The sequence below is a fragment of the Phreatobacter sp. genome (assembly GCF_022843985.1).
Lineage (GTDB): Bacteria > Pseudomonadota > Alphaproteobacteria > Rhizobiales > Phreatobacteraceae > Phreatobacter.
The window spans coordinates 41548-57296 of the sequence record NZ_JALHMP010000006.1 but is presented as its reverse complement, the minus strand read 5'-3'; the positions used below and the strand labels follow the sequence as shown (position 1 = coordinate 57296).

The 15749-nt window shown below is 66.8% G+C and carries 12 protein-coding genes; 8 read left to right on the top strand and 4 right to left on the bottom strand.

All coding sequences use genetic code 11. The annotated features are described in order from the left end of the window. Nucleotides 1-44 precede the first annotated feature (44 nt). From rseP to lpxB, 7 genes are all read left to right on the top strand, one after another. Complete coding sequence (gene rseP / locus Q0C57_RS05755; protein WP_296573346.1) at nt 45-1187, top strand: RIP metalloprotease RseP; 1143 nt, start codon at nt 45-47, stop codon at nt 1185-1187. A 214-nt stretch (nt 1188-1401) separates the two neighbouring features. Next, complete coding sequence (gene bamA, locus Q0C57_RS05750) at nt 1402-3915, top strand: outer membrane protein assembly factor BamA (protein WP_296573343.1); 2514 nt, start codon at nt 1402-1404, stop codon at nt 3913-3915. A 48-nt stretch (nt 3916-3963) separates the two neighbouring features. After that, complete coding sequence (gene lpxD, locus Q0C57_RS05745; protein WP_296573340.1) at nt 3964-5022, top strand: UDP-3-O-(3-hydroxymyristoyl)glucosamine N-acyltransferase; 1059 nt, start codon at nt 3964-3966, stop codon at nt 5020-5022. 2 nt (nt 5023-5024) lie between these two features. Continuing rightward, a complete protein-coding gene (fabZ, locus tag Q0C57_RS05740; protein WP_296573337.1) occupies nt 5025-5480 on the top strand; it encodes a 3-hydroxyacyl-ACP dehydratase FabZ in 456 nt (151 codons plus the stop codon). Between the two features lie 3 nt (nt 5481-5483). Further along, on the top strand, nt 5484-6335 hold the full coding sequence (gene lpxA / locus Q0C57_RS05735; RefSeq protein WP_296573334.1) for an acyl-ACP--UDP-N-acetylglucosamine O-acyltransferase: 852 nt from the start codon (nt 5484-5486) through the stop codon (nt 6333-6335). After that, the gene (lpxI, locus tag Q0C57_RS05730; protein WP_296573331.1) at nt 6328-7182 is read left to right on the top strand and encodes a UDP-2,3-diacylglucosamine diphosphatase LpxI; all 855 of its coding nucleotides are present in this window, start codon (nt 6328-6330) and stop codon (nt 7180-7182) included. The genes lpxA and lpxI overlap by 8 nt, the downstream gene beginning before the upstream one ends. Beyond that, entirely contained in the window at nt 7179-8393 is a 1215-nt protein-coding gene (gene lpxB / locus Q0C57_RS05725; RefSeq protein WP_296573328.1) for a lipid-A-disaccharide synthase, read from the top strand. The genes lpxI and lpxB overlap by 4 nt, the downstream gene beginning before the upstream one ends. Before the next feature lie 46 nt (nt 8394-8439). Here lpxB and gltA read toward each other — a convergent pair whose 3' ends face one another. Both gltA and gltX read right to left on the bottom strand, forming a co-directional pair. After that, a complete protein-coding gene (gene gltA / locus Q0C57_RS05720; RefSeq protein ID WP_296573325.1) occupies nt 8440-9738 on the bottom strand; it encodes a citrate synthase in 1299 nt (432 codons plus the stop codon). Between the two features lie 175 nt (nt 9739-9913). Next, nucleotides 9914-11332 (bottom strand): glutamate--tRNA ligase, encoded by a 1419-nt coding sequence (gene gltX, locus Q0C57_RS05715; protein WP_296573323.1) that lies wholly within the window; start codon nt 11330-11332, stop codon nt 9914-9916. A 113-nt stretch (nt 11333-11445) separates the two neighbouring features. On the opposite strand from gltX, the gene Q0C57_RS05710 reads away from it, so the two are divergent. Next, nucleotides 11446-13737 (top strand): ComEC/Rec2 family competence protein, encoded by a 2292-nt coding sequence (locus tag Q0C57_RS05710; RefSeq protein ID WP_296573320.1) that lies wholly within the window; start codon nt 11446-11448, stop codon nt 13735-13737. Nucleotides 13738-13743: 6 nt separating this feature from the next. Here the strand turns inward: Q0C57_RS05710 and lexA are convergent, their stop codons facing one another. Both lexA and glp read right to left on the bottom strand, forming a co-directional pair. Then, nucleotides 13744-14436, bottom strand: coding sequence for a transcriptional repressor LexA (lexA, locus tag Q0C57_RS05705; RefSeq protein ID WP_296573317.1), 693 nt, complete (start codon nt 14434-14436; stop codon nt 13744-13746). A 110-nt stretch (nt 14437-14546) separates the two neighbouring features. Next, nucleotides 14547-15749, bottom strand: coding sequence for a gephyrin-like molybdotransferase Glp (gene glp / locus Q0C57_RS05700; protein ID WP_296573314.1), 1203 nt, complete (start codon nt 15747-15749; stop codon nt 14547-14549).

The window sequence follows — 15749 nt, the reverse complement described above, 5'->3', positions numbered from 1 at the left end:
TATGAGTCCGGGATTTCCAGGGCCCATATCCATGGGACAATGCAATGAACGTGGTTTCCGCTCTCGGCGGATGGGGCCAGACCCTGATCTGGACCATCATTCCGTTCCTGTTCGTGCTGACCGTCGTGGTGTTCTTCCACGAGCTCGGGCATTTCTGGGTCGCGCGCCGCAACGGCGTGCGTGTGGAGGTTTTTTCGGTCGGTTTCGGCCGGGAACTCGTCGGGTTCAACGACCGGCACGGCACGCGCTGGAAATTCTGCATCATCCCGCTCGGCGGCTACGTCAAGTTCTATGGCGATGCCGATGCCGCCTCGAAGCCAGATTTCGAGAGCGCTTCGGTCATGTCCGAGGAACAACGCTCGGAAAGCTTCTTCCACAAGAGCATCGGCCAGCGCGCGGCGATCGTCGCAGCCGGCCCGATTGCCAATTTCATCCTCGCCATCGTCATTTTCGCCGTCGTCTTTACCGTTTTCGGCAAGCCCATCACCCAGCCGCGCGTCGAGACCATCGTGGCGGACAGCGCCGCGGCCAAGGCCGGGTTCCAGCCGGGCGATCTTGTCGTCGCCATCGGCGGGCGGGCGATCGAGAGCTTCTCCGACATGCAGCGGATCGTCGGTGCCAGTGCCGGCGAGACCCTGACCATCAAGGTCGAGCGCGACGGCCGCGAGATGGACCTGACCGCCGTTCCGACTGTCTACGAGTTCAAGGACCGTTTCGGCGGCACCCATCGCATTGGCCGCCTCGGCATCTCGCGCTCGAACCAGGCGGGGGACACGCAGATCCGCCGCTACGATCCCCTCACGGCCACCTGGATGGGCATGAAGGAGACCTGGTTCGTGGTCGACCGGACCTTCGCCTATCTCGGCGGTGTCATCATGGGCACCCAGAGCGCCGACCAGCTCGGCGGCCCCATCAGAATCGCCCAGGTCTCGGGCGAGGCTGCGCAGATCGGATTCGTCGCGCTCCTGAGCCTCGCCGCGCTCATCTCGGTGTCCATCGGCCTGCTCAACCTCTTCCCCATTCCGATGCTCGATGGCGGCCATCTGGTCTTCTACGCGATCGAGGCCGTGCGCGGCCGTCCGATGAGCGAAGGAGCCCAGGAAATGGCGTTTCGCTTCGGTTTGGCGCTGGTGCTGATGCTGATGATCTTCGCCACCTGGAACGACATCCGGGGGCTCGTCGGCTGATGGCAGGCGTGGCGATCCAGCAACGGATTTCGAAAAACCCGCGGAGGCTCGGCGGTGCGGTTTGCACTCCGGGACAAACCGGTTACAAGCGTTTCGCCCGGGCGGAATCCACGGGTGGTTCGCGTTCGCGTGAAACCGACATAACGAACAGACAGGCGCGTGCTTCATGACTTCTTTCGCTCGGACGGTCCGAACGGTCGTGATCGCAGGGACGATGACCGCAGTGGGCGTGGTGATGGCCACGACCGCGGGCATGGTGCTCTCGACAGAGGTTTATGCGCAGTCCGCCGGGGCGATCGTCGTCCAGGGCAATCGGCGCATCGAGGCCGACACGGTGCGGTCCTATTTCCGCACCGGCCCGGGTGAGCCTCTCACCGCCGCCCGCGTCGACGAGGCCATCAAGGCCATGTATGCGACCGGCCTGTTCCGTGACGTGCGCGTGAGCCGCCAGGGTGGCCGCCTCGTTGTCCAGGTCGCCGAGAACGAAGTGATCAACCGCGTCGTCTTCGAGGGCAATCGCCGCCTGAAGACCGAGCAGCTGCAGGGTGAGATCGAGTCGCGGGCTCGCGGCACCTTTTCCCGCGCCACGGTCCAGTCCGATACCCAGCGTCTCTATGACGTCTACCGCCGCACCGGCCGCTATGAGGTCGAGATCGTTCCGAAGACCATCGAGCAGCCCAATGGCCGTATCGACCTGATCTTCGAGATCACTGAGGGCAAGAAGGCCGGCGTCCGCGCCATCAATTTCGTCGGCAACAACGCCTTTGGCCGCCAGCGCCTTCTCGACGTGATGTCGACGGCGGAAAGCGGCATCCTGTCCTGGCTGAAATCGAACGACGTCTATGATGCCGATCGGCTCAATGCCGACCAGGAAGCGATCCGCCGGCTCTACCTGCGTGCCGGTTATGTCGACATGCGCGTCCTCTCGGCCCGCGCCGACTTCGACCAGGCGGCGAATGCCTTCACCATCTATATCGAGATCGAGGAAGGCCCGCAGTACCGGATCGGCACGGTCGACGTGCAGTCCAACATCCGCGACGTCGATGGCGCGACCCTGCGCAGCGCCGTGAAGACGGCGCCTGGCGCGGTCTACAATGTCGAGCTGGTCGACAAGTCGCTGGAGGACGTGACCCTCGAGGTTGCCCGTCGCGGCTATGCCTTCGCCTCCGTGCGTCCGCGCGGCGAGCGCGACCCGTCGACGCTGACCGTCAATCTCGTCTACGTCGTCGAGGAAGGCCCGCGTGTCTATGTCGAGCGCATCAACGTGCGCGGCAATACCCGCACCCAAGACCGCGTCATTCGCCGCGAATTCGATATGGCCGAGGGTGACGCCTATAACCGCGTTCTCGTCGACCGCGCCGAGCGCCGCCTGAGGAACCTCGGGTTCTTCAAGGAGGTCAAGATCACCACCGAGCCGGGTTCGGCTGCTGACCGTGTCATCGTCAATGTCGAGGTCCAGGACCAGCCGACGGGCGCATTCTCGATCGCCGGCGGCTTTTCGACGGCGGACGGCTTCATCGCCGAGGCCTCGGTCGAGGAGCGCAACTTCCTCGGCCGCGGCCAGTTTGTCCGCCTCGGTGGCATGTATGGCCAGCGCTCGCGCGGTATCAACTTCTCGTTCACCGAACCCTTCCTGATGGAATATCGTCTGTCGGGTGGCTTCGACCTGTTCTACCGGCACACCAGCCGCGCCAGCTTCCAGCCGTTCGAATCGACCTCCTATGGCGGCACGCTCCGTCTGGGCATTCCGATCACCGAGCAGTTCGCCATGCAGCTGCGCTACAGCGCCGTGTCGCAGCGGATCTCGATGCGCGACGATCAGCTGAACTGCTTCACCGGTTATGGCGGCCAGCTCAGCCGCTATTCCGATGGCCAGTTCTTCGAGGCGTCGGATCCTCGTACAGCCGGTCTTGGTGCCGGAACGCCGCAATTCACGGATGCGAACGGGCTGCCGACCGCGGTGAATACGGGAACTCCGTATAGCTGTCTGCGGGATGGCGAGGTCTCGGCGGCTCTGCGCGCGATCAACAAGAAGAACCGCTTCATCTCCATGGTCGGCTATTCGCTGATCTATTCGAACCTCGATCGCGCGACCAATCCCACCCAGGGTCTGTTCGCCGAGCTGCGCCAGGACGTGGCCGGTGTCGGCGGCAATGCCCGGTTCATCCGCACGACCGGTGACGCGCGCTACTATCACGACCTGACCAATGACTGGGTCGGCATGCTCCGCGTCCAGGGCGGTCACATCGCCGGTCTGGGCGGCCGGCTCGACTCGGTCGATCAGTTCTTCATGGGTCCGGAGCTCGTGCGCGGCTTCCAGACGGCTGGCATCGGTCCGCGAGACTTCGAAATCCGGCGGGTGGCTGGGCTTCAGGGCATCAACCGGGAGGCCGACGCGATCGGTGGCACCATGTATTGGGGCGCTTCGGCCGAGGTTACCTTCCCGATAACCTTCCTGCCGCGTGACTTCGGCATGCGCGGCGCTCTCTATGCCGATGCCGGCTCGGTCTGGGGCTACAGCGGCATCACCTCGTTCAATACAGGTGGCGCGAACCTGCCCGTGACACTGAACGGGTCCGATGCCCACAAGATTCGCTCCTCCGTCGGTGTCGGCCTGTTGTGGAACTCGCCCTTCGGCCCGATCCGCTTCGACTATTCCTTCGTCCTTTCCAAGGCGCAGGGTGACCAGACGCAGGCCTTCCGCTTCTCGGGCGGCACGCGCTTCTGACCGCAGGCGTCCCGCTCCAGGGGCGCCGCGGTCCCTGGCGGGATGATCATGAGCGATCCCCAGTTCCTTGTTCCGGCCGAGGCGATGACCGTCGCCTCGGTCGCGGCTTTTCTGAAGGTCGATTGGACCGGCGGCGACGGCGAGCGTGTCATCCGCCGGGTCGCGGCGCTGTCCAATGCGTCGCCGGACAGCCTGTCCTTCCTCGACAATCCGAAATATGCCGAACAGCTCGCGGCGACGCGTGCCGCAGCCTGTCTTGTGGCGGCACGCCAGAGCCACCTCGTTCCCGAGGGGGTTGCGGCCATCGTCGTGTCCCATCCCCACGCAGCCTTCGTCTCGGTGTCACGCAGGCTCTTTCCGCAGGCGCTGCGCCCGCAGTCGCTGTTCGGGGCCACCGGGACATCCCCTGGTGCAATGATTCACCCCTCGGCGCGGCTTGAACCGGGTGTCGTCGTCGACCCCGGTGTCGTCATCGGGCCGCAGGCCGAAGTTGGTTCGGGAACCATCCTCGCCGCGGGCTGCGTCGTCGGCCCGGGTGTCCGCATCGGACGCGATTGTGCCATCGGCCCGCATGTGTCGCTGGTTCACGCGCTCGTCGGTAACCGCGTGATCCTCCATGCCGGTGTGCGCATCGGTCAGGACGGATTCGGTTTCGAGCTCGGCCGGATGAAACATGCCAAGGTGCCGCAGATCGGCCGGGTGATCATCCAGGACGATGTCGAGATCGGCGCCAATACGACCGTCGATCGGGGCCATGTCCTCGACACGGTGATCGGCGAGGGCACGAAGATCGACAATCTTGTGCAGATCGCCCACAACGTCGAGATCGGCCGTCACTGCGTCATCGTCAGCCAGGTCGGCATTTCCGGTTCGGCGCGGCTGGGCGATTTCGTCATGCTTGGTGGCCAGGTCGGCGTCAACAACCATGTCACGGTCGGTCATGGCGCGCAGATTGCCGCGACGTCGATCGTCAAGGATGATGTGCCCGACGGCGCGCGTTGGGGTGGTCGACCGGCCAAGCCGGTGCGTGACTGGTTCCGCGAGATCGCCGCCGTGGAGCGGCTGGCGCGGGCCAAGCCGGCGGACAAGGACGAGGGGGCTTCCTGACGATGAACGAGACGACGACCAGCATCGATACGGCCGGCATCCAGAAGATCCTGAGCGTGTTGCCGCACCGCTATCCGTTTCTGCTCATCGACAAGATCGTCGACATCCGGGCCGATGAATTCGGCATCGGGATCAAGAACGTCACGGCTAACGAGCCGCAGTTCATGGGCCATTTTCCGGGCAATCCGATCATGCCGGGCGTGCTGATGATCGAGGGCATGGCCCAGACCGGTGGCGTCATGGCCCTGACCTCGGTCGGTGGCACCGGCAAGCTCGTGTTCTTCATGACCATCGACAAGGCCAAGTTCCGCAAGCCGGTCATCCCCGGAGACCGGATCGAGTATCACATGACGAAGATCGCCAAGAAGCGTAACATCTGGTTCTACCGTGGCGAGGCCCTTGTCGATGGCAAGCTGGTCGCGGAGGCCGAACTCTCGGCCATGCTGGCGGACGCCTGACCGATGAGCGCGCGCGCGACCGAGATCCATCCCCTGGCCTATGTGGCGCCGGCGGCCGTGCTGGGGCAGGGGGTCAGGATCGGGCCCTTCTGCACGGTGGGCCCGGATGTCGTTCTGGGCGACGGCGTCACCCTGCATGCCCATGTCAATCTCGACGGCCACACGACGATCGGGGCGCGCAGCGAGGTCTATTCCTTCGCGTCGATCGGCACGGCCCCGCAGGACCTCTCCTACAAGGGCGAGCCGACGACGGTCAGCCTCGGGGAGGACTGCGTCGTCAGGGAAAGCGTCACGGTCAATCGCGGCACGCCGAAGAGCGGCGCGACGATCATCGGCGACCGCTGCTTCCTCATGGCCTATGCCCATGTCGCCCATGACTGCCGGGTAGGCGACAACGTGATCTTCGCCAATGCGGCCACCCTCGGCGGCCATGTGAAGGTCGGCGACTATGTCTTTCTTGGTGGCCTCTGCGCCGTTCACCAGTTCACCCGCATCGGCGATTTCGCCATGATTGGCGGTCTGACTGGCGTCAAGGACGACGTCATTCCCTATGGCATGGCCTTCGGTGCCAACGGCGTGTCCGGCGAGCTGATCGGTCTCAATGTCGTCGGCATGAAGCGCCGCGGACTGACCCGTGACGACCTCCGGGTGGTGCGCGCCTGCTACGAGACGCTGTTCTACGGCGTCGGCACCTTCGCGGAGCGGCTGGCGGACGCCACGGCGGCCTATCGTGAGCATCCTGCCGCCGGCCGTCTGATCGCCTTTATCGAGGCCGGCGAGAAGCGGCCGGTGATGATGGCGGCACCGAAGAAGACGCGGGTCGCCGGGACGGGCACGACCGCCACCGATGACTGAGACGGGCCCGCTCGGCATCATCGCGGGGGCGGGGAGTTTCCCTCTGGCGCTCGCGCGGGCGGCGACGGAGCAGGGGCGGCCCGTCTTTGCGCTGTTGCTGAAGGGCATCGCCGGTCCCGAGCTGCAGTCCTATCCGCACGCCTGGATCGGCATCGGCCAGTTCGGCGCCATGGTGGCGCAGGCACGCAAGGCCGGCTGCCGCGATCTCGTGCTGATCGGGTCCCTGGTTCGGCCCCATCTGTGGACCACCATGCCCGACCTCGGTGGCCTGCGCGTGCTGCCGGATCTGGTGCGGCTCTATCGCGGCGGCGATGATCACCTGCTCCGCGGTATTGCCGGGATTTTCGAACGCGAAGGGTTCCGTCTGCTCGGGGCGCAGGACGTAGCGCCGGAACTGCTTATTCCCGAAGGACCCCTGGGATCACTTGGCCCCTGCGAGGCCGACCGCGAGGATATTGCGCTCGCCCGGGACGCGATCGCCGCGCTCGGGCCCTACGATGTCGGCCAGGGCATGGTCATCGGCGGCCGGCGCATCGTGGCTGTCGAGGGGGCCGAGGGGACGGACGGGATGCTCGATCGCTGCACCGCCATGCGGGCGGCCGGGCGGTTGAAATGGCCGATGGGCAGCGGCATCCTCGTCAAGGCGCCGAAGCCGCACCAGGACCGCCGCGTCGACATGCCGGCCATTGGGCCGGCGACCGTCGAGAAGGCCGCGGTCGCAGGCCTCAAGGGCATCGCCGTTGTCGCCGGCTCGACCCTCGTCGTCGACCTGCAGCAGGTGATTGCCCTTGCCGACCGCCACGGTCTCTTCGTCGTCGGCGTTCCGGCGGATGGCGGGCCATCATGAGCGCGCGTACTGCCCGGGAACCGCTCGACATCTTCATCATTGCGGGCGAGGAATCCGGGGACCAACTCGGGGCGCACCTCATGGACGCACTCGTCAGCGAGCATGGCGGACCCGTCGCTTTCCGTGGCGTTGCCGGGCCCCGCATGACAGCCCGCGGGCTGTCCTCGCAGTTCCCCATGGTGGAGATCGCCCTGTTCGGTATCACCTCCATCATCATCCACATTCCGCGTGTGCTCAGGCGCATCCGCGAGACGGTCGCTGCTATCCTCGCAGATCCGCCGGACGTGCTGGTTCTGATCGACGCCCCGGGGTTCAACCGGCGGGTGGCGCGGCAGGTGCGCAAGTTCCGCCCCGCCATGCCGATCGTCTTCTATGTCTCGCCGACAGTCTGGGCCTGGCGCCCCGGACGGGCGGCGGAGATGCGCCCCTATATCGACCACCTTCTGGCGTTGCTGCCCTTTGAGCCCGAGGTCCACCGCCGTCTCGGCGGGCCGCCCACCACCTATGTCGGCCATCCGATCAGCGAGCGGGTCGCCGAGATCCGCCCCGGTCCTGGAGAGGCCCGGCGGCGGACCGAGGCGCCCCCGCAGGTCCTGGTCCTGCCCGGGAGCCGGCGCAACGAGATCACCCGCCTGTCGGCGCTCTATGCCGGGGTGCTGGCGCGGGTCGAGGCCGAACACGGCCCGGTCGACTGGCTGCTGCCGGCGGTGGCGCAGCATCGCGATCTGATCCTGCGCGAGATCGCGACCTGGCCAGTCAAGCCACGGATCATCGACGGCGAGGCGGCCAAATTCGCCGCCTTCAGGTCGGCCCATGCGGCGCTCGCCTGTTCGGGGACGGTGACCCTGGAGCTTGCCGTCGCCGGTGTGCCCCAGGTGGTGGCCTACCGGGCCGGCTGGCTCGAGGCGCAGATCGTCCGCCGGCTGGTGACGGTCGATACCGCCGTGCTGGCGAACCTGGTCGTCGGTGACAAGGTGGTCCCTGAATTCCTGCAGGAGAACGCCACGGTCGAGGCTGTGGCTGCGGCCCTGTCGGCAATCCTCGTCGACGGGCCGGCGCGGGACCGGCAGATCGCCGCCTTCGCGCGGATCGATGGGATCATGGACTTTGCCGGCGAAGCACCCAGCGTGAAGGCCGCCCGGATCGTCCTTGCCTGCTTGCGCGATACCGCACCGCCCGAAAAGGAACGGGGCGCCGAAGCGCCCCGCTGAACCCGACTGACCGGCGCGACTGCCAGGGATCACCCGTGGCTGGCGATCACTTGCGCCGGGAGATCGGCGTGTAGTCGCGGCGCGACTCGCCCGTGTAGAGCTGGCGCGGACGACCGATCTTCTGATGCGGGTCCTCGATCATTTCCTTCCACTGGGCGATCCAGCCGACGGTGCGCGCGAGGGCGAAGAGCACGGTGAACATGTCGGTCGGGAAGCCCATCGCCTTGAGCGTGATGCCCGAATAGAAGTCGATGTTAGGATAGAGTTTCTTCTCGACGAAATAGTCGTCGGACAGGGCAATGCGCTCCAGTTCGACGGCGACGTCGAGCAGCGGGTCGTCCTTGATGCCGAGTTCGCCGAGGACCTCGTGACAGGTCTTCTGCATGATCTTGGCGCGCGGATCGTAGTTCTTGTAGACGCGATGACCGAAGCCCATCAGGCGGAACGGGTCGTTCTTGTCCTTGGCCTTGGCGACATATTTCGGGATGTTCTCGACCGAGCCGATCTCGCCGAGCATCTTCAGCGCCGCCTCGTTGGCGCCGCCATGGGCCGGTCCCCAGAGGCAGGCGATGCCGGCCGCGATGCAGGCGAACGGATTGGCACCCGACGAGCCCGCCAGACGGACCGTCGAGGTCGAGGCGTTCTGCTCGTGATCGGCGTGAAGGATGAAGATCCTGTCCATGGCGCGGGCGAGGACCGGATTGGCCTTGTACTCCTCGGCCGGCACGGAGAAGCACATGCGCAGGAAGTTCGAGGCGTAGTCGAGCGAGTTCTGCGGGTAAACGAAGGGCTGGCCGATGGAGTACTTGTAGGCCATGGCGGCAAGCGTCGGCAGCTTGGCCACAAGGCGGATCGACGAGATCATCCGCTGGTGCGGATCGGCGATGTCGATCGAGTCGTGGTAGAAGGCCGACAGGGCGCCGACGGCTGCGACCATGACGGCCATCGGATGGGCGTCGCGGCGGAAGCCGGTGAAGAAGCGGCTCATCTGGTCGTGCACCATGGTGTGGTGCGTGACGCGATAGTCGAAATCGGCCTTCTGGGCGGCGGTCGGCAGGTCCCCGTAAAGCAGCAGATAGCAGGTCTCAAGGAAGTCGCCGTGCTCGGCGAGCTGCTCGATCGGGTAGCCGCGATAGAGCAGGACGCCCTCGTCACCGTCGATATAGGTGATCTTGCTTTCGCAGCTTGCGGTCGAGGTGAAGCCCGGGTCGTAGGTGAACATCCCCGTCTGTGCGTAGAGCTTGCCGATATCGACGGTCGACGGGCCCACGGTTCCGTTGGAAATCGACAGCGGAATGGTCTTGTCGCCAAGAGTGAGCGTCGCGGTCTTTGCGCTTGCGGACATCAGCAACCCCTTGAATTTCCTATCCGAAAATGCGTGCCCGGCCATGGTGGGTTCCACCCGTCGCGCCCCAGAAACCGGATAGACGCTTTTTGACCCAGCAGCAAGCGCGTGCGGCTGCGTAGGGCCCGCCCTGCGACATCGGCAGGACGGGGGATTTGCAGCCCTGGATGGCGTGTCAGGCCTGCATCTGATCGGCGATGCGGGCGAGGCTTTCGTCGCGGCCGAGCACCTCGAGGACATCGAAAATACCCGGAGAGGTGGTGCGTCCGGTCAGCGCTGCCCGCAGCGGCTGAGCGATGGCACCGAGCTTGATGCCCTGCGCCTCGGCCTCGGCACGGACCGCGGCATCGGCCGCGGCGGCAGTCCATTCGCCGAGCGCCGCGAGACGGCCATGCAGCGACGACAGGTGGCGGCGCGCCTCCGGCGACAGCAGGGCGGCCGCCTTGGCGTCGACGGCGAGGGGGCGGTTCGCCAGGATGAAGCCGGCGCCGTCGATCAGTTCCAGCACGGTCTTGGCGCGTTCCTTGATGCCCGGCATGGCCTTGAGGATCTGGGCGCGCCGGCCATCGGTCAGGGCTGCGGCGATCTCGGTACCACCCTCGACATGGGGCAGAATGTCGTCGATGGCGGCGAGCAGCCTGGCATCGTCGGCATGGCGGATATAATGGCCGTTGACCGCCTCGAGCTTGGTGAGGTCGAAGCGGGCCGGCGAGCGGCCGATGGCGGAGAGGTCGAAGGCTTCGATCATCTCCTCGGTTGAGAAGAACTCCTTGTCGCCCTGGCTCCACCCCAGCCGCACGAGATAGTTGCGCAGCGCCTCGGGCAGGTAGCCGAGGGCGCGGTACTGCTCGACGCCGAGGGCGCCGTGGCGTTTGGAGAGCTTGGCGCCGTCGGAACCGTGGATCAGCGGGATATGGGCCATGGCCGGTACCGGCCAGCCGAGCGCCTCGTAGATCTGCGTCTGGCGGGCGGCATTGGTCAGGTGGTCGACGCCGCGGACGATATGGGTAATCCCCATGTCATGATCATCGACGACGACCGCATGCATGTAGGTTGGCGTGCCGTCCGATCGCAGCAGCACGAGGTCGTCGAGATCCTTGTTCGGAATGACGACACGGCCCTGGACCAGGTCGTCGACCACTGTCTCGCCGTCCTGCCGGCCCTTGAGGCGGACCACGGGCTTGATTCCGGCCGGTGCGTCTGCCGGGTCGCGGTCCCGCCAGCGGCCGTCATAGCGCGGCGGACGGCCCTCCTTCATGGCGAGAGCCCGCATCTCGTCCAGTTCTTCGGGTGTTGCATAGCAATGATAAGCGCGCCCGGCCGCCAGCAATTGGTGGGCGACCTCGGCGTGACGCGCGGCACGGGCGAACTGGTAGATGGTGTCGTCGTCCCAGGCGAGGCCGAGCCAGGAGAGGCCGTCGAGGATCGCGTCGATCGCCTCGGTCGTCGACCGCTGGCGGTCGGTATCCTCGATGCGCAGTAGCATCTTGCCGCCGGTCTTCCTCGCATAGAGCCAGTTGAACAGGGCGGTGCGGGCACCGCCGATATGCAGGAAGCCCGTCGGGGAGGGGGCAAAGCGGGTGACGACGGTCATGATTCTTCCCAAGACGACAGGGCAAACCGGGCCGCGCTAGGCTCTCGGCCGGAAAGGGCGTGGCTGTAGCATGTTGTAGACGGCTTGGGGAGCGGCCCCATGGGGGCGAGACGGTGAGAACGCGGGCAAAGACCATCGCTGCCGCGGTGGCCGGCCGCGCCTGGCCGGTGGCAGGTGCGTGGCCCGGCCCCACCCTCGATGTCTGGACAGGTCGCCTGAGGCGCTGGGGCGCGCTGGAACTCGAACGCGGCCGTGCCTTCCTGATGCTGCCCGTGGCGATGGGTGCGGGCATTCTTCTGTATTTCGCCGCGCCCGCGGAACCGGCTCTGGCGGCCCCTCTGATGCTGCTCGCCCTGCTGTGTCTCGCCGCCTTTCGCCTGCGCGAGCGCTACGCAGCGTTCCTGGTCGTGTCGGCACTGGCCGCCATGGCAGGGGGTTTTGCGGCAGCGACGCTGAAGACCCAATGGATCAAGCACCCGGTCCTCGCCGGCGAAACCGGCACGGTGAAGATCGAGGCCTGGGTCGAGGCCGTGGAGAAACGCGAGGCCGGTGACCGCCTGACGCTCCATGTGATCACGATGGCGCCAGCGCCACCGCAGATTCCCCAGCGCATCCGCGTCACCAGCCGGACGCGTACTTCGGTCGCCGTCGGCCAGGCGGTCACACTGGCCGCAAGGCTGCGCCCGCCCGCCGATCCCGCCGCACCAGGTCACTACGATTTCGGCCGCGACGCCTATTTCATGGGGCTCGGCGCCAGCGGCTTCATCATCGGTGCGGTCACGATCGGCGCCACATCAGCCACCGGGGATCCGCCCTGGCCGGTGCAACTGAGGGCTCGCCTTGACAGCGTGCGGACCGCCATCAGCACGCGGATCCGTGCGGCGATCCCGGGGCCGGCTGGCGCCATCGCCGACGCTCTGGTCAGCGGCAAGCGCGACGGCATCCCCGAAGGCATCAACGAGGCGATGCGCGCCGCCGGCACCTATCACATCCTCTCGATCTCGGGCTTCCACATGGCTTTGGTTGCTGCACTGATCTTCGCCGTGGTGCGCGGCGGATTGGCGCTGGTGCCGTCCCTTGCGTTGACCCGCCACGTCAAGGCCTGGGCTGCGCTCGTCGCGCTCCTCGTCTCCACCGTCTATCTCGTTATCTCCGGCGCGGAGGTGGCGACCCAGCGCTCGTGGATCATGATCGCCGTGGTGCTGGTCGGCGTCGCCCTCGACCGCGGTGCACTGACGCTCCGGACGCTGGCGTTGGCCGCGATCGCCGTCCTGTTGATTGCTCCTGAAAGCCTGCTGGGGCCGAGCTTCCAGATGTCCTTCGCCGCCACCCTGGCGCTGATCGCCGGCTATGTCACCCTGCGTCCCTGGGCCGAGCGGCATTCCGGCGATCCGGCGGGATGGGGTCGCTCGCTCCTCATCGTCACCAACGGGGTGATCGGGCTCGCGACCAGTTCCTTCGTCGCATCCCTGGCGACGACGCCCTATGCGGCGTTCCATGTCAATGCGGTGCATCTCTATGGCGTCGCCGGAAATCTCCTGGGCGCACCGATCATCGAATTCTTCGTGATGCCGCTGCAGATCCTCGCCCTGCTGCTCTGGCCCTTCGGCTGGGACAAGCCTGTCTGGGCCCTGGCGGGTCTCGGCATCGATCTCTTCGTGCGGTCGGGAGAATGGGTGGCGTCCTGGCCCGGGGGGCGGGTCATCGTGCCGTCGCTCCATCCGACCGGGCTGCTGACCTTGTCGGCCGGTTTCATCATTCTCGGGTTGTTCTCGACACCGCTGCGCTGGCTCGGCTTGCCGGCCGTCGCGCTGGGCCTGCTCATGGCACCGGACGGACAGCGACCGCTGCTCCTGGTCGACGGGGAGGGGGCGACAGTCGCCGCCCGTGCTCCGGACGGAACGCTGCGGGTCGTCTCGGCGCGCGGCAATCGTTTCGCCGTCCAGCGCTGGCTGAGCGGGGAAGCGGACCGCCGCAGTGCCACCGACGAGACGCTGCAGGAGGGCGTCCGCTGCGATTCTCTGGGTTGCGCGATGCCGCTGGCGGGCGGCGGGCGGATCGCCGTACCGCGCCATCCCGATGCGCTGCCCGACGACTGCCACGAGGCGCGGATCGTCGTGACGCGGAATGATCCACCGCCAGGTTGCGCCGCCATCGTCGTCGACCTGCGCGCCATCGCCTGGACAGGGGCGCTGCGGATCCATGCGGAGGCCGGGGGGTTGCGGGTCGAGGCCGCCCGGCCGATGAGTGCGGAACGGCCCTGGTTCCGGCCGCGGCCGCCCGGCGTTGCGCCGCCGGTTCTCAGGTTTCCCAGCCGCAGCGCCGCGGCGCCATCTGCAGACCTGCCTGCAGAAAGCGGGCTCGGCCCTGACCTGGAGGAGATCGATCCAGAGCCGGCTCAATAACGCGCCTCAGTAGCGCCTGATGAGGCCGACCAGCTTGCCCTGGATCTGCACCCGGTCAGGCCCCAGGACACGCGTCTCATAGGCCGGGTTCGCGGCCTCGAGGGCGATGGAGGTGCCGCGCTTGCGCAGGCGCTTGAGCGTCGCTTCCTCATCATCGATCAGCGCGACGACAATATCGCCGGTCTCGGCGCTGTCGCCCTTGCGGATCAGTGCGAGGTCACCTTCAAGGATGCCCGCCTCAATCATGGAATCGCCCTTGACTTCAAGCGCATAGTGCTCGCCGCGCGTCAGCATTTCCGGCGGGACCGAGACTGTTGACATGCGCTGTTCGATGGCTTCGCGCGGCACGCCTGCAGCGATGCGGCCCATCAGCGGCACGGAAACCGGCATGGCCACGTCTTCGTCGGATACAGTCGGACGGGCGCGGCCGAGCGAGCCCTCGATGACGCTCGGCGAAAACTTGCCGCGGGCGGGGCCGGCCGATTGCTCTGGCTGGCGAATCACCTCCAGGGCCCGCGCTCTATTCGGTAGCCGGCGAATGAACCCGCGTTCTTCTAGAGCGGTGATCAGCCTGTGGATGCCGGATTTCGACTTGAGGTCGAGCGCTTCCTTCATCTCGTCGAAGGACGGGGGCACGCCGCTTTCCTTCAGGCGCTCCTGGATGAAGCGGAGAAGTTCATGTTGCTTGCGCGTCAGCATCGGTTTCCGTTCCTGGATTTCATCGGTCCGACTCACCCGAACAGACCATGAACAATCACTATCTGTTCTTTATGTGTTCCGCAACCGTTGATATCCGGTAAAGAACCGGTCTAGGGGTCGAGACGGAGAATCCGGCAGGGGCTTCCCGCTGCCGCGGCCGGGGCATGGGGCGGCCGGAGAATGAGGGCGTCGGCCTCGGCGAGCACCCGGATCATCGACGAGTCCTGGACAGCAAAGGGCGTTGCGACGAGTTGGCCGTCGCGCGTCGCGAGGGTCGCGCGCAGATGGTCGGCCCTGAGGTCGTTGGGACCGACGTCCGTACCGAGCACAGCTTCTTCGGTCGGGTCGTCCGCGTCGCTGCGCCCGCTGAGGCGAAACAGCAGCGGCCGCAGGAAGAGGGTCGCGCAGACGAACGAGGCGACGGGATTGCCCGGCAGGCCGAGCAGGCGCATCGGGCCGAGATCGGCCATCATCAGGGGTTTGCCCGGGCGCATCGCGATCTTCCAGAAGCCGGGTGCGGCGCCCTCGGCGGCGATCACCTCGCGCATCAGGTCATATTCGCCGACCGAAGCACCGCCGGAGGTCACGAGGACGTCGTGGCCCGTTTCGCGGGCGCCGCGCACGCGCGAGAGGGTCTCAGCGAGGCGGTCCGGCGCTATGCCGAGCATGGTGGGTTCGCCGCCGGCCCGCCGGACGATGGCGGCCAGCGCCAGGGCGTTCGAGGAGACGATCTGGTCCGGTCCCGGCGCCGTCCCAGGTTCCACCAGTTCGTCGCCGGTCGAAAGGATGGCGACCCGCGGCCTGCGGTGTACCGGAACGGTGGCATGATTCATGGCGGCGGCGAGCGCCAAGCGGCGCGGGTTCATCAGCGTGCCGGACGCCAGACCCGTCAGACCCTCGGTGAAGTCGAGCCCGCGGCGGCGGATGAACTGTCCGGCGCTAACACCGGTCGTTACCGCGACCTCGTCGCCGTCGCGCCGGGCTTCCTCCTGCATGACGATCGCGTCGGCTCCGGCTGGCACCGGTGCGCCGGTAAAGATCCGTACCGCCGTGCCGGCGGTGACAGCGCCGGCGAAACTGCGGCCCGCCGCCGATTCGCCGATGACGCTTAGCACTCCCGGCAGGTCGGCGCTGCGCACCGCATAACCATCCATCGACGACATGTCGTCCGGCGGCTGGCTGCGACCGGAGACCAGGTCACGGGTGAGCACACGGCCGTCGCAGGTGCCGACGGGGATCCATTCTTCCGGCAGGGGGGCAGCTCCCGCCAGCACGCGGGCAAGCGCTTCGGCGACGGGAAGCAGGCCCGCCAT